Here is a 14,892-nt window from a genome sequence, read left to right as displayed (position 1 = left end):
GGGTGGGCCCGCCGCCGGTCTTCGGCGGGCGAGGCAGGTTTGGCCGTCGGGGGGCCGCGGGCAAGCAGGAGAGGGCCCGTCGAGAGTGGACCACGGGTCAGCGACGGAGGGGGACCGGGTCCATGACCAGATCCAGAGTGGTCGTCAGCGTGCTCGTGCTCGCGCTCGCCGCAGCCGCCGGGTGCAGCTCCGGCGAGAGCGTTGACGTGGGCGGTGCCGGCGACACCGGCGGCGGGGGCACCGGGGGGACGCTCACTGCGGCCATCGGCGGCGAGCCGGACCAGCTCGACCCGCACCGGACGTCGGCCTACTACAGCTTCCAGGTGCTGGAGAACGTGTACGACACTCTCGTGGAACCGGGTGCCGACCTGCGGATGGGCCCCTCGCTGGCGACGAAGTGGGTCACCAGCGACGACCAGCTCACCTGGACCTTCACCCTCCGCCAGGGGGTGAAATTCTCCGACGGCTCGCCGCTGACCTCCGAGGACGTCACCTACTCGTACAACCGGATCATTTCGGAGAAGCTGAACCAGGCGTACAAGTTCGAGACCGTGAAGGCGGTGACCGCGCCGGACCCGAGCACCGTGGTCGTCACGCTCACCAAGCCCACTCCGAACCTGCTGGCCAACCTCGGCGGCTTCAAGGGCGTCGCGATCGTGGAGAAGGCCAACGTCGAGTCCGGGGCGGTCAAGACCAAGCCGGTCGGCAGCGGCCCGTTCGCGGTGGCCGGCTACACCTCCGGGGACAACATCAAACTGGTACGCAACGACGCGTACTGGGGTGGCCGGCCCAAGCTGGACGGGGTCACCTTCACCTTCGTCAAGGACCCGACCGTGGCCCTGCAGAACCTGCGCGGCGGCGAGGTCCAGTGGACCGACAACCTTCCGCCCCAGCAGGTCGCCGCGCTGAAGAAGAGCGGCGGGGACGTCACCGTCGAGTCGAAGTCCTCGACCGACTACTGGTACCTGGCGCTCAACCAGAGCCGCAAGCCGTACGACGACGTGAACGTGCGCCGGGCGATCGCCTTCGCCCTGGACCGGGAGGCGATCACCAAGGCGGCCAAGTTCGGGCTGGCCAAGGCGAACCAGACCGCCATCCCCGAGGGCAGCTCCTGGCACTACGGGTACGCGCCGTACCGCCACGACCCGGGCCAGGCCCGGCAGCTGCTCGGACAGGCCGGCGTCACGGGGCTGACCATGGACCTGATGGTGACCACCGAGTACCCGGAGACGGTCAGCGCCGCCCAGGTCATCGCCGCCCAGCTCAAGGACGTCGGGATCACCGTCAAGATTCGTACCCTCGACTTCGCCCAGTGGCTCGACGAGCAGGGCAAGAGTAACTTCGACGCGTTCCTGCTCGGTTGGCTCGGCAACATCGACCCGGACGAGTTCTACTATGCCCAGCACCGCACCGGGGGGACGTTCAACTTCCACAAGTACAGCAACCCCGCCGTTGACAGGCTTCTCGACGCCGGCCGGACCGAGACCGACCCGGCGGCCCGCAAGCGGACCTACGACCAGGCCGCGAAGCAGATTGTCGACGACGCCAGCTACCTCTACCTCTACAACCCGGAGGTCGTGCAGGGCTGGTCGAAGGGGGTGACCGGGTACCAGGTCCGCTCCGACCGGGCCGTCCGGTTCCGCGACGTCGGCCTCGACCGGTGAGCTGACGGGAGTCTCGCGTGGCGCGCTTCGTCCTCCGCCGGCTGCTCCAGTCGGTCATCGTCCTGCTCGGGGTGACGCTGGTCGTCTTCCTCCTGCTCCAGCTCGTCCCGGGCGACCCGGTGCGGGTCGCCCTCGGAACCCGCTTCGACCAGCAGACGTACGACGCCCTGCGGGCCCGGGCCGGGCTCGACCAGCCCCTGATCACGCAGTACCTCAGCTACGTCGGCCAGGCGTTGACCGGTGATCTCGGGGTCAGCTTCCGCAGCGGCCAGCCGGTCACCACCACCGTGCTGCAACGGCTGCCGGCCACCCTCTCCCTGGCGGTCACGGCCGTGCTGCTCGCCCTGTTGGTCGCCTTCCCGCTGGGGGTGCTCTCCGCCGTGCGCAGCGGCTCGGCCCTGGACCACGTGGCCCGGGTGTTCAGCCAGATCGGGGTCTCGGTGCCCGACTTCTGGATGGGCATCATGGGCATTCTGCTCTTCGCCGGGGTGCTCGGCTGGCTGCCGCCCTCGGGTTACGTCGCGCTGACCGAGGACCCGGCGGGGTGGGCGTCGCACGTTCTCCTCCCGGCTGCGGCGGTGGGGCTGGTCACCGCCTCGATCCTCACCCGGTTCATCCGCTCCTCGGTGCTGGAGGTGCTCTCCGAGGACTACGTGCGCACCGCCGAGGCCAAGGGGTTGCGCCCCCGGATCGTGGTGCTGCGCCACGTGCTGCGCAACGCGCTGATCCCCGTGGTCACCGTGGTGGCGGTGCAGTTGGCCAGCCTGGTCGGCGGGGTGATCGTGATCGAGGTGCTGTTCGCCTGGCCGGGCGTCGGCCGGCTCACCTACGACGCGGTCCAGGCCCGCGACTACCCGGTGCTCCAGGGCGCGGTGCTCTTCGTGGCCGCGCTGTTCCTGCTGATGAACCTGCTGGTGGACATCCTCTACGCCCGCCTCGACCCGCGGATCGGCGTCCGGTGAGCGTCCGGAAGAACGCCCCGGCGAACGCCCCGGCGAGCAGCCGGGAGGACGCCCCGGCGAGCGGCCGGGAGGGCGGCCCCGCGAGCGGCCCGGGGGACGGCACGCTGCGCCGCGCACTGGCGGCGTTGCGGTACGACCCGCCGGCCGTCGTCGGCGCGGTCGTGCTGGCCCTGCTGCTGGTGGTCGGGGTGGCCGGCCGGTGGCTGGCGCCGGACGGGGTCAACGACGTCGACGTGGAGGGAATGCTGCGCCCGCCCAGCGCCGACCATCCCTTCGGCACCGACGAGCTGGGCCGGGACGTGCTCAGCCGGGTGCTCGTGGCCGCCCGGGTGTCCCTGCAGGTGGGCCTGGTCAGCGTCGGGATCGCGCTGCTGGTCGGGGTCACCGTCGGGCTGCTCGCCGGCTGGTACCGGGGTTGGGTGGACAACGTCCTCATGCGCGGCATGGACGTGCTCTTCGCGTTCCCGGTGCTGCTGCTCGCCGTCGCGATCGTCGCCGTGCTGGGGCCGGGTTTGCTCACCGCGATGGTCGCCATCGGGGTGGTCTACACCCCGATCTTCGCCCGGGTCACCCGCGCGGGCGTGCTTTCCGTGCGGGAGCAGGTCTTCGTCCGGGCGGCGGTGTCGATCGGCGCGTCCGACGCGCGGATCATCCGCCGCCACGTGCTGCCCAACATCGCGGCCCCGCTGATCGTGCAGACGTCGCTCTCCCTGGCCTTCGCCATCCTCTCCGAGGCGGCCCTGTCCTTCCTCGGCCTCGGCATCCAGCCGCCCGACCCGGCGTGGGGCCGGATGCTCTACGACGGACGCGGGTTCGTCACCGAGGCGTGGTGGCTCGGCGTCTTCCCCGGCGCCGCCATCTTCCTCACCGTGCTCGCCTTCAACCTGGTCGGCGACGCACTGCGGGACGTGCTGGACCCGCGTCAGCTCACCGTCGACGAGGCGAGAAGGAGCGGAGCATGAGCGAGCGGACCGGACCCCCGGTGCTGGCCATCGAGGACCTGACGGTGACGCTCGGCACCCGCCGGGGCCCGGCCCGGGCGGTCGCCGGCGTGAGCTGGTCGGTGCGGGCCGGGCAGACCCTCGCCCTGGTCGGCGAGTCCGGCAGCGGCAAGAGCATGACCGTGCTGGCCGCCACCGGGCTGGCCCCCCGCACGGCCCGGGTCACCGGCCGGGTCCGGCTGCTCGGCGAGGAGTTGACCGCGCTGCCCGAGCCGCGCCGTCGCCGGCTGCGCGGCCGGCATGTCGGCTTCGTCTTCCAGGACCCGATGACCTCGCTCAACCCGGTACTGACCGTGGGCCGGCAGGTCTCCGAGGGCTGCGAGGAGCACCTGGGCATGACCCGCCGCCAGGCCCGGGAGCGGGCCGTGGAACTGCTCGACCTGGTCGGCATCCCGTCGCCGGGGCGGCGCGTGGACGCGTACCCGCACCAGTTCTCCGGCGGGATGCGGCAACGGGTCGTCATCGCGATGGCCCTGTCCTGCGAGCCGGCCCTGCTCATCGCCGACGAGCCGACCACCGCGCTGGACGTCACCACCCAGGCGCAGATCGTCGAGCTCGTCACCGACCTGCGCCACCGGCTCGGCACCGCCGTCGTCTGGATCACCCACGATCTCGGCGTGGTCGCCGGGGTCGCCGACACCGTCGCCGTCATGTACGGGGGGCGGATCGTCGAGCAGGGGCCGGTCGACGCCGTGTTCGAAGCGCCGTCGCACCCGTACACCCGGGCGCTGCTGGCGGCCCGGCCCGGCCCCGGCGTTCGGGACGGGGACCTGCCGGCGATCCAGGGGGCGCCGCCGAGCCCTCTCGAACTGCCCGCTGGCTGCGCCTTCTGGCCCCGCTGCCCGGTCCGCGGTGACGTCCGCTGCGAGCACGAGCTGCCGCCGCTGATCCCGGTCGCCCCCGGACACCAGGTGCGCACCTTCTACCCGCTCTCGGAGGACGCATGACCGCCGACACCGCCCGGGGCGTACCCCTTCCCGCCGCCGGACCGGGCGAGCCCGTCGCCGAGCTCGACCAACTCAGGGTGTGGTTCCCCGCGCCCGGCGGCAGCGCCGTCCGTGCCGTCGACGGGGTGTCGCTGCACATCCGGCGGGGCGAGACGCTCGGGCTGGTCGGTGAGTCGGGCAGCGGCAAGTCGACCGCCGGCCTGGCGCTGCTGCGCCTGGTCGACGCGACCACCGGGTCGGTCCGGGTCGGTGGCCGGGACGTGACGTGGTGGTCCCGTCGCCAGTTGCGCGGCCTGCGCCGCCGGGTGGCCATGGTGTTCCAGGACCCGCAGGCGTCGCTGGACCCCCGGCTCACGATCGGCGCGAGCGTGGCCGAGCCCCTGGTGGTGCACCGGCTCGTCGACTCCTCCGACGCCCGCCGTCGGCGGGTTGCGGAGCTGCTGGAGATGGTCGGCCTGCGCGCCGACCTCGCCGGTCGGCACCCCCACGAGCTCTCCGGCGGCCAGCGTCAGCGGGTCGGCATCGCCCGCGCGCTGGCCGGGGAACCCGACCTGATCGTCCTCGACGAGCCGATCGCCTCGCTCGACCTGAGCGTGCAGGCGCAGATCATGAACCTGCTGCGCGGGCTCCAGCGCGACCTCGGGCTGACCTACCTGTTCATCGCGCACGACCTGGCCGCCGTCGAGCACATGAGCGACCGGGTCGCCGTGATGTACCTGGGCCGGATCGTGGAGACCGGCACGCCGGCGCAGCTCTTCGGGGAGCCCGCCCACCCGTACACCGCCGCACTGCTGTCGGCCATCCCGGTGGCCGACCCGAAGGTGGAGCGGCACCGCCGGCGGATCATCCTCAGCGGCGACATTCCCAGCCCGGTCGACCCGCCGAGCGGCTGCCGGTTCCGCACCCGGTGCCCGCAGGCCCGCCCCGACTGCGCCGAGACCGACCCCGCGTTGGTCGAGGTCACCGCCGGGCACGAGGCCGCCTGTCTGTACGCGGGGGAGGCCGTCCACGCGATGCGCGCCGACAGCCATTGATGTTTGCGCCTGCATCGATGTATATCTTCTCTGCGCCGCCGCCACGAGCCGGCGGCCGGTTCACGCAGAGGAGCCCACGTGCACACTCGTACCCCTCGCCGCGCCGCGCTGGCGGTCGGCCTCGCGGTGGCGGTCCTGGCCGCCTCGGTGGCCACCCCCGCGTACGCCCGCCCCGAGCACCGTGACCCGGCGGGCACCGCCGCACCGGCCGATGCCGTATTCCCGGTCACTGACGGGCTGGCCCGTCGGCTCGCCCGGTCCCTCGCCGACCCGGCCACCACCCGGACGGTCGTCGCGGCCACCGCCCACGGACCGACCGACCTGCTCGCCGTGCCGTTCGCCGCCCCGGGTCTGTCCCGCGCCGCCGAGGCCGCCAACCTGCGGGTGCTCGTGGCCAAGGGCCTGCCCGTCACGGCGGGCTCGCTACTACGGCTGCGCTGGGCGCACCCGGACATGCCGGCGGCGCTGGCGCGGGGCGCGGCCCCGCTGGTGGCGGCCACCCCGACCGACGACGCCCCGAGCGGCGTGACCGCCTACGACCGGGGTGGCGCCCCGGTCTCCCTCGACGCGGCCCGGGTGCCCGCCCGCCCGGTGCTGCTGGTCGAGGTCGACATCGACCGGGCGCTCTCCGCCGGCCTGGCGCTGATGCGCGGTGAACTGGCCCGCCGGGGCGTCGCCGACACCGCAGCCATGCGGGCGGCGGCGTCCGGCTACTGGGCCACCAGGGTCGACGCGGTACGGCTCGACGACGACAAGGAACCCTGGCTCAAGGGCGACGCCGAGATCTACAGCATCGTGGCCGGGTTCGGGCTCGACGGCAAGCCCACGGTCGACCTGGTCCAGATGCCGTACCTCGACTCCGACGGCAAGACCTACTACCCGAACCAGCTCCTCGTGCACTTCTCCAAGTACAAGTACAACCTGGCCGACGTGGTCATGATGGAGGACGACGGCGACACCAACTACCAGGCCCTGGTCCAGGCGATCGTGGGCGCGCTGCTGGTGATCGTGGACGGCGGGGTGTACCAGCCGCTGGTGAGCGCGATCCTCGACGCCATCCCGAGCTCCTGGTACACCGACGACCCGGACTACGTGGACTCCTGGTACACCCTCTCGACCGCCAGCAGCGGCCGGCTGCACGGCGCGGCCGGCAACGGCTGGCTCGACGTCTCCCCGTACTTCGTCCAGCCGCTCTGACGGCGGCCGGGACTCGGCGCCCCCGGCCGGCCCGGCCGGGGCGCCGAGCGGCGGCGTGCGAGGGGTGCCTGCTTCGCGGTCAGCGGGCCCGGGTGCTGTGCCGCACCACCAGCGGGGTGGCCAGCTCGATGCGGTGGCTGGCCAGCTCCTCGCCGTCGACCAGGCTGAGCAGCATCCGGGTGGCCATCGCGGCCATCTCGGTCAACGGCTGCCGGACGGTGGTCAACGGCGGCACGGCCCACCGGGCGGCGTCCAGGTCGTCGAAGCCGACCACACTCATGTCCTCCGGTGCCCGCAGCCCCCGCTCGTAGAGGGCCTCGTAGGCGCCCAGCGCCATCTCGTCGGAGCAGGCGAAGATCGCGGTGGGGGGACGGCCCAGGTCGAGCAGGGCGTGCGTCTGCCGGTAACCCGAGGGTGCGAGGAAGTCGCCGGCCCGGACGTAGCCGGCGGGGATCTGTTGCCCGGCGGCGTCCATGGCGGCCCGGTAGCCGTCGACGCGGGCGCGGCTGCACGGCACGGCGGGCGGCCCGCCGATCACGGCGATCCCCCGGTGCCCGAGGCCGAGCAGGTGTTCGGTGGCGGCGACACCGCCGGCCCAGTTGGTCGCGCCGACCGAGGGGATGCCCGGTGGGGGCTGCCCGGCCGGGTCGATGATCACCACCGGGATGCCCAGCTCGTCGAGTTGGCCCCGCTGGTCGGTCGAGATGTCGGAGAGGACAAGGAGCACCCCGTCGCAGCGGCGGGCGGCGAGCTGCTCGGTCCAGCGGCGGTCGGGGCGGTTGCGGTGCCGACTGTGGACGGCGGAGACGACCACGCCGAAGCCGGCCTGGTAGGCCAGTTCCTCGACGCCGTCGATGATCTGCATGGCCCACGGGCTGCCGAGGTCCCGCAGGACCAGGTCGATCAGCCCGGCCCGGCTCGCCGAGCGGGCGGTGCCGCGGGCGGTGTACCCGCGCTCGTCGAGCAGCGTCTGCACCCGCTGCCGAGTGCTCGGGGCGACGTCCGGTCGGCCGTTGAGGACCTTCGAGACGGTGGGGATCGACACCCCTGCGGCCCGCGCGATCTCCGCCAGCGTCGCCCGCTGCCGCTGCATGGCATCTCCCTCATCAGGTCGCCGGCCCGGCCGCAGCATATCCCGAAAGTTTCGACGGCTCGGTTCGGCGGGTCGAGGAGGTCGACGCGTCGGCTCAGCGCAACGCGCCGCACGCGGGGGAACCCCCGCACAGAGAAGGCATGGCGCGCCATCACCTCCTCATCACTGACCTGACTGGAGATTCAGCTTGGCGAATGCGGCGACGAGATCGCGCTGCTCGTTGGTGGTGAGGGCCTGTAGATGAGCGAGCTTGTTCCGCGCCTGGCGGAGCAGATACACCGCATCGCGCAGCGCCGGCCGGGCCCGGCCGGACAAATTGTTCACCGCCACGAAGAGCGGCCCCACTTCGAGTACGTCGGACCCGCCGTCGAGGACGGCCTGCACCGTTGCTTTTCCATGGGTCCGGAGCAGGCTCGCGGCGACCAACTGGCGGCGCGTCTCGATCCAGGGCAGCAGAACCCGGGCCTGGGCCGCCCAGACGGCGTGCCGGACCACCTCCGCCTTGGTGGTGGCGGCTCGGACCGCTGCCACGCACTCGTCGTGCCACAGGTCCACCGTGCCGGCGTCCCAGTAGTCGGCCATCTCGCCGCTGGGCCGCCGGCCGGAGTTTCGCGGCAGACCGGCGGGCGGACGCTTCACGGCGGACGGCGAGGTGGCCTCGTCGATCAAGATCGGCAGGGAGTGGGGGTCACCGTCCCAGCAGTCGGCCAGGTGGGCGGCCAGGCGGATGTCCCACCGGCATACCTCGATCAGGGTCTCCAGGCGTACGTCACGCAGCACCCCGGGCGCAGACCGTGCCTCGATCGCTGGCTGGATCCGCGCCGCGACGTCCCACCTGTTCAACCGGCCCCACCACCAAAGCGGCTCGAACGTCACGTCGGCGTAGTCGGTACCGAGCTGTGGCAGGGTGTCGCGGGTGCAGATCAGCAGCACCCGGGGCCGGTCCTCCGCGCGGCGTGGCCGGGACTCGGCCACCAGGCGGGTGACGATGGCGGAGACCTCCTGGCGGTGTTTCGGGTGCAGCCCGGTGCAGTCGAGAACGGCCGTGCGTCCCGCTGCCTCCGGATCGTCGAGTATTCGGGCCGTGCTGAGCGGGCCGTCTCCGACGTTGAGTGCTTGAGCGAGCCAGAGCAGCGGTCCGCTGTCCTCCCCGTCCGTGGTGACCCACTGTGGAAGCTCGTTGGCCGCCCACAGGGCGGAGCTCAGGGCACCGGTCAGGCCGGCTACGAAGTCTTGGTCGTCGCCGAGGACCACGGGGAGGACCACCGCGGCGTGGCGACCGCGAGTCACCTCCCGGACGGTCTCGGCGATCAGGCGTGCCGGTCCGGGTAGCCGCCAGATGTCATCGTCCATCGCTTATCCGGCACAGCGGAGCAGCGCGGCCGCCACGATGCGGTCCAGGACCCATCCTTTGCCCGTGGCGTCCTGCTCGACGATGTCCAGGTTGACCAAGCGGTCGACCAGGTGTTTCGCGTCATGGTTCCAGATGGCTTCCAGGTCGTCGTGGGTGACCGCCTCCACGACGATTCGGTGGGTGACCGGATCGATCGTGGCACAGTACTGTGCCCACAGAACCGCCTCATCAAGGTGTTCGCCGAGCCCGGCCTGGGACAGGAAGGCTGCGGCCGGCTGCGGATCGGGGAAGGGGACCGCGAGGCTGTCCAGCACATCCTCGGTGGAGCGCCCCTCCGAGACCAGCAGGACGGCGTTCTCGACAAGGGCCGGCCAGCCGGAGGTCAACTCGTGCAGTCGGCCTCGTTCCTGAGGGTTGTCGAACGGGAAGTCGTGCCACGCCCGCAGGCCCTCGACCGACCAGCGGCGCAGACTCAACCGCAGCATCTCGCCCGAGGCCTCGGAATTCTCCTCCGGCACCGGGTACTCGGCTGAGTTGACGACCACGATGGCACGGACGGTGCGCAGCGCGGCGACCGCGCGTAGCGCACGCGCGTACTCAGCCTCGAACTGTTGCTGCCGTCCCGGTGGGCATTCCACCAGGAGGAACCGGTGTCGTCCCCCGCTGTTGTCGGAGAGGAGCCGGGGCACCTCCGCCAGCGTTGTGCTTTCAAATTGGAGCCGTCCGCGGGCATCGGCGCTGATGGTGAGGGCCTGCACCACCCGGTCGATTCCCAGCGCGGATGAGCCGGTCACCAGGGCGGTGGAGTAACGGCTACCGGCACGAAGGACGCGTGAGGTGTTGCCGCTGTCGTGGTTGCGCTCGCCAATCAGGTCGGCGATGTCCGCGTCAGTCAGCGGAGAGCGTCGCGGGGCGGACCGGCGGCTCGCTGCTGGCATCGCCGCGCGGCTCATCGTAGGGTTGTACTCGTAGGGCAGCTCGAAGTGCACGGATGCCTCACGCAGTTCGTGATCGAGCGCGCTGGGCGTGCCGAGCATGGCGACCACGTTCGGCGAGCGCATGCCGTAGGACTCGCCGATGCGTCGCAGCACACCCAGCCCGACCATCTCGTCGAGGTATCGGATGAACTCCTTCCGGGTGAGAACGTCGCTGGAGAACGCCTCCGGCCAGTACGCCTCGCAGTACTCACGCAGGTCTTCCGGATTGAATCGGGCACCGGCCGGTGAATCGTTGCTGAGCAGGGCGACCACGATGGCGATGACCCGATAACGATTGTCCAGATTGATGGTCCAGCGGAAGCGTTGCCCGATGAGGTTGCGGACGTCCCGGTTGGTGTACACCGCATCGATGTCGTAGCTGGTGATGGTGATTCGACCGCCCGAGGGCGGAAGCGAGCGTTCGCGGAGGTGATTGACCAGTGCCTCGCAGAAGATCTGCACCAGACTGGCCTGGTAGTTGGTGAATGCCGCGACGCGCCAGACGAGTTCGTTGCGTTCGAACTCGTACCCGATTGCCCGCAGCGGCTCCACGACCAGCTTGCGCACCTCGGCGGCCCGCAACGGTCCGATGAGAATGTCGGTGCCGCCATGCGCCACGGGGGTGTTCGCCGAGTCGTGGAAGCGCTGGACCTGGTGCAGACCCGCGAACACCGGCTTGAACCTGCGCCCTGAGGATTCCATGAGGTTCTTCAGCCCCTGCAGGGTCTGGAAGCGGGCCCCGGACTCCGAGGGGGTGAAGTCGGCGGTGAGGAACAGGTCGGCCTCGTCCAGCAGCAACAGCAGCCGATTCGCCTCGTCCTGGCCCAACCACTGCTTGATGCCGTCGGAGACGACCTGCGGACCCGCGTTGGCCGGTATCGCGGACGGAAGCACGTCCAGCGACTTGAGGTGCCGATTGAGCAGGGCCCAAAGCTCCTTGGGCTCGTGCGACTCGCCGATGCCCTCGGACTTCAGATCCAGGTAGAGGGCCACCCGGCGACCGGTGGACGGCTGGCTCGTGCTCTCGGTGAAGAGCTTCTCGACGCGGCGCAGCAGTGCCGACTTGCCCAGCTGCCGACCGCCGTAGACGAACATCGAGCCGGTGGGTGACTCCAACTCGGCCCGTTCCCGGTCCCGACCGACGAAAACCTCGTCGGGCACGTCACCACCGGCGAACGGCGTGTAGGGATTGATGGAGCTGAACGGCAGCGTGATGCGCTGGGTGAGGCGGAAGTCGGGCTCCTCCCGAGAGGCCAGCCAGCCGATGACCGCCTCGTCGACGAGCAGCACCATTCCGTTGGTGTCACGGCCGGGGCTGCTCAGGCTCCGCAACTGGAGGCGCTGCTGAGCCGGCAGAGTGCCGAAGTACAGGATGATGTTGGGACCGGTGCGGAGCCGGTCCGGAAGCAGGCCCAGCAGACGGCCGGGCGTCGCCCGCTCCCACATGATCGCCACGTTGTAGCGGCCGTTGGCCTGGGTACCGAACTGCGGGACGTAAGAGCGGCCCGCCGGCTTCGCCCGCACCTGGAAGAGCGCCGATCGGGTACGGGGTGCGTCGGAGAGGGTGTTGAGGTAGTTCCCCTCGGCCGGAACGAGACCCAACATGCGCAGGACGTCGGCGATCGAACGGCGCAGGTGCGGGGTCTGGGTGTTCGCGATCCGGTGCTGGCGCAGCGTTCGCCACGAGGCGATGCCATCCCTGATGATCTCGGACATCGAGTCGCCGGTGCCCTGCTTGCGCCGCAGTTGCGCGATCACGTCATCCTTCGGATCGCTGGCCTCGGCCGTTGCCGCGGTGGCCAGCTCGACGACGCGAGGGAAGAATTCCGTGAAGTCGTCGTCGGTCGACTCGGCATTGTCCTCGGGTAGCGGCTGACCGGAGTCCAGCAGGGTGAGGAATTCCTCTGCGGTGACCTCGTCACCGTTGTCCAGTAGCGCGCTTATCCGGGCCTTGTCGGTGTCCGAGGGGGAGTGCCGATCGATCCGCTCGCGTAGTTCCTCCTGGTGCTGCTCGAGATTCCCTTCGGCCTCTTCGAGTACCCGGTCGAGCTGCGCCCTGGTCAGGTCGAACCGATCGACGTACGTGTCGTGAAGTTCTTCCAGCTTCTCCTCGATCTCGTGTGCGGGTTCGTCCCGGCCCACCGAGCGGAGCTTGGCGATCGCGGCCTCCACCTTGGCGACCTTCTTACCGTGCTGCTGCTTCAGGTCGCGCCTGGCCTGCTGGCACTCGTCCCGAAGCATGTTGGCCTGCTCAAATTCCGGGGCGCCGTCCAGCAGTCGGAGGGCCATCGCGACGTTTCCCCGCTCGAGATGCCCGCGCACCGCCTGGGTGAGCGTCCGCCCGTCGAGCACACCCTGCAACTGGCGCAGCGTCACCCGATCGTTCGGACGGCCCTTCTCGTCCCGGCCCATTTCGAACACGAGTCGGGCGGCGTGCTGTTCAAAGGCCTCAACCGTGTACGCGCCGACCGGAGCCGGTTCCTCGGCGAGCCAGAGTGCGAGCTGGTGCAGTGCCGCAGAACCGACCGTGCGTATCTCCGTCGGCGGCTGGTACTGGCCCGCAGCGCGCCGCAGCGCGTCGATCTGAGTGAAATCGGTCGTCGGTACGGCCTGACGGATCGCTGAGTACAGCCCCAGGCTGCGGTCGATGAATCCACGGACATCGTCGATCGACTCCTCCAACCGGGTCCGGGCGTTCGCCACTATCTCGTTGCGCAGTTGAGAGTTGGTGCTGACGCGGGAGTCCGCCTTGTCGATCAGCGCGCGCAGCTTCGACCGGTCCTGTAGCTGGGTGGCGAGCCGCTGAAGTTCCTTGACCCGTTCGTCTGGACTGCCGCCCGCCGGGGGGCCGGCGTTCGCGAGCTGTCCGATGTGGATCAGGGCGGAACCCAGCTCGTTGCCGTCCTTCACCAGATCGTGCAGGATGCGCGATGCCCGGGGGAGCTTGATGTTGCGCTGCAGCAACGTTTTCCGCAGTTCTTCCGCGGCGGCGGCGAGCCCATCCCACTGCTTGAGCAACTGCGGGAAGCTGGAGTTCTCAACCGTGGGCCGAATCTGTCCCCGGTGAACCGTCTGCACCGCCGGTGCGATCAGGTCGTGCGACGGAGCGGACTCGATGCTGGCCCGATCCACCAGTTGCTGGAGTCCTACCGGGGAGTAACCGGCGGTCAGCCCGAAGCGCAGGCATGCCGCGAGCAGCACCCGGGCCTCGTCGGCACCTGCGGAGTTGAGGTCCTCCTCGTCCGGGACGAGGCCCGCTTGCTTTGCCGCGAGATCGGCCGGATCACAGCTCATCGCGGCGGCGAAGAAGCGGATGGCCTGCCGTCGTACCTTCGACTCGCCCGCCGCCTTGGCCAGCAGGCAGGCCAGGCCGTACTCCCCGGCGAGGACCAGCGAGACGATCCGTGGCGGTTCACCCTCGTCCCAGGGTGACGCTGTCGCAACGGTCTCCCCAGCTTCGCGGGTGGGCAGTTCGGGCGCCTCCACCACGGCGTCGGCCGGCCTCGGTGCTCCGGCCGGGGTTGCGTCCTGGCCGGGTGCCTCGCTCTCGGGGGCGGTGCCGGCCTGTTCGGTGCCCTCGTCCGCTGTCTGCTTCGGGGCGGACGGCGGTCGGTCAGGCTTCTCGACCGGCGGGGGAGCCGACGGCCACTCGGCGACGGCTTCGTCGATCTGCTCGGGCGCAGGGCTGTTCGGCGCATCGCCGGGCACTGCGGCCGTGCCGGATTCTCCGGATGCCGGGGATTCCTCGATGCCAAGCCTCGCCAGAATCTCCTCGGCCTGGTCGTACAGGCCGACTTCGCGCAGCCGGGCTGCGGCATCCGTCAGGATGCGTCGGCCCGCCTCCCGTTTGCGGCGCTCCTCCTCGGCCTGCCGGGAGCGGTGCTCCGCCTCGCGGACCGCTTTCTGTCGGTCATCCAGCGCTGCTGCCATCTCAGCCAGCGATGCCGGTTCCACCCCCAGTAGCGCACCGACGGACCTGGCGGCCCCGTCCGCGCGCGCGAACCAGGCTGTGACGTCGGCAAGCGAGTTCGCCCTCGGCCGCACGGAATCGATGGTGTCGGCCGCAACCTGCAGAGTACGGGCCACCTCGCCGCTCTCGAACCGGATCCGAGCCACGCTCGCGGCGAGGTCGTGAAGTTTCCTGCCGAGATCGGAAGACCCGAGATCCGACGATGTGGACGCGAACGTTCCGGGATCGTATTCATCGGAGGTAGACGCTGTGCCGGTCTTGCCGATCAGGCGTGCCATGACGTCGGTCCAGCGATCCTCCAGGAATTCACCCCCCCGCTCGCTGCGGTCGGCCACTGCGGCGAGGAAGATCAGAGTCACCGCGGATGGCTCATGTCGGCGGAGGTGACCGAGCAGGGCATCCAGATCTTCCTCGGAGACCACCCGTTTTCCCTGCAAGTGTCGCGGTAACCGGTTTTCGACATCGTGCAGGAGCGGCTCCAGCCAGGACCCCAGGCGGTTGGTGTCGGCAGCCATCGCCGCCGACCGGAGCGAGCGCAGTGCACGAGTCCTTCCCTCCGTCAGGTCGGTGGCCATGACTCGTGCCATCGGCGCGACTGCCGAAACGAGCGCCGGGCTGGCGATGAGAAGCTCACGGAGATCATCATCAGTCAGGCTGGTGAAGGCTATTTTCAAGCGCGGCACGATGCGTTTC

General features: G+C 70.6%; 9 protein-coding genes. 6 read left to right on the top strand and 3 right to left on the bottom strand.

Translation table 11 applies throughout. The annotated features are described in order from the left end of the window. Positions 1–122: 122 nt before the first annotated feature. From SNR22_RS01180 to SNR22_RS01155, 6 genes are all read left to right on the top strand, one after another. Entirely contained in the window at positions 123–1,664 is a 1,542-nt protein-coding gene (locus SNR22_RS01180) for an ABC transporter substrate-binding protein (protein ID WP_320064361.1), read from the top strand. A 17-nt stretch (positions 1,665–1,681) separates the two neighbouring features. Further along, the gene (locus tag SNR22_RS01175; protein ID WP_320064360.1) at positions 1,682–2,626 is read left to right on the top strand and encodes an ABC transporter permease; all 945 of its coding nucleotides are present in this window, start codon (positions 1,682–1,684) and stop codon (positions 2,624–2,626) included. Positions 2,627–2,730: 104 nt separating this feature from the next. Continuing rightward, positions 2,731–3,588, top strand: coding sequence for an ABC transporter permease (locus SNR22_RS01170; protein ID WP_320064938.1), 858 nt, complete (start codon positions 2,731–2,733; stop codon positions 3,586–3,588). After that, positions 3,585–4,574 carry an ABC transporter ATP-binding protein gene (locus tag SNR22_RS01165; RefSeq protein WP_320064358.1) on the top strand — a complete coding sequence of 330 codons (990 nt, stop codon included), beginning with the start codon at positions 3,585–3,587 and terminating at the stop codon, positions 4,572–4,574. Before SNR22_RS01170 ends, SNR22_RS01165 begins: the two co-directional genes overlap by 4 nt. Beyond that, positions 4,571–5,608: an ABC transporter ATP-binding protein gene (locus SNR22_RS01160; RefSeq protein ID WP_320064357.1), complete on the top strand. Its 1,038-nt coding sequence runs from the start codon at positions 4,571–4,573 to the stop codon at positions 5,606–5,608. The genes SNR22_RS01165 and SNR22_RS01160 overlap by 4 nt, the downstream gene beginning before the upstream one ends. 78 nt (positions 5,609–5,686) lie before the next feature. Further along, positions 5,687–6,805 carry a DUF3103 family protein gene (locus tag SNR22_RS01155; protein WP_320064355.1) on the top strand — a complete coding sequence of 373 codons (1,119 nt, stop codon included), beginning with the start codon at positions 5,687–5,689 and terminating at the stop codon, positions 6,803–6,805. Between the two features lie 79 nt (positions 6,806–6,884). Here SNR22_RS01155 and SNR22_RS01150 read toward each other — a convergent pair whose 3' ends face one another. The 3 genes from SNR22_RS01150 to SNR22_RS01140 all read right to left on the bottom strand — a co-directional run bounded on the left by SNR22_RS01150 (position 6,885) and on the right by SNR22_RS01140 (position 14,882). Beyond that, entirely contained in the window at positions 6,885–7,898 is a 1,014-nt protein-coding gene (locus tag SNR22_RS01150) for a LacI family DNA-binding transcriptional regulator (protein WP_320064353.1), read from the bottom strand. A gap of 162 nt (positions 7,899–8,060) precedes the next feature. After that, on the bottom strand, positions 8,061–9,251 hold the full coding sequence (locus SNR22_RS01145) for a hypothetical protein (RefSeq protein WP_320064352.1): 1,191 nt from the start codon (positions 9,249–9,251) through the stop codon (positions 8,061–8,063). A 3-nt stretch (positions 9,252–9,254) separates the two neighbouring features. Further along, positions 9,255–14,882, bottom strand: a complete 5,628-nt coding sequence (locus SNR22_RS01140; protein WP_320064351.1) for a hypothetical protein — start codon at positions 14,880–14,882, stop codon at positions 9,255–9,257. Positions 14,883–14,892 lie beyond the last annotated feature (10 nt).

This window comes from Micromonospora sp. RTGN7 (assembly GCF_033804645.1).
GTDB lineage: Bacteria > Actinomycetota > Actinomycetes > Mycobacteriales > Micromonosporaceae > Micromonospora.
The sequence above is the reverse complement of the archived record's forward strand: the minus strand, read 5'-3'. Positions and strand labels throughout refer to the sequence as shown.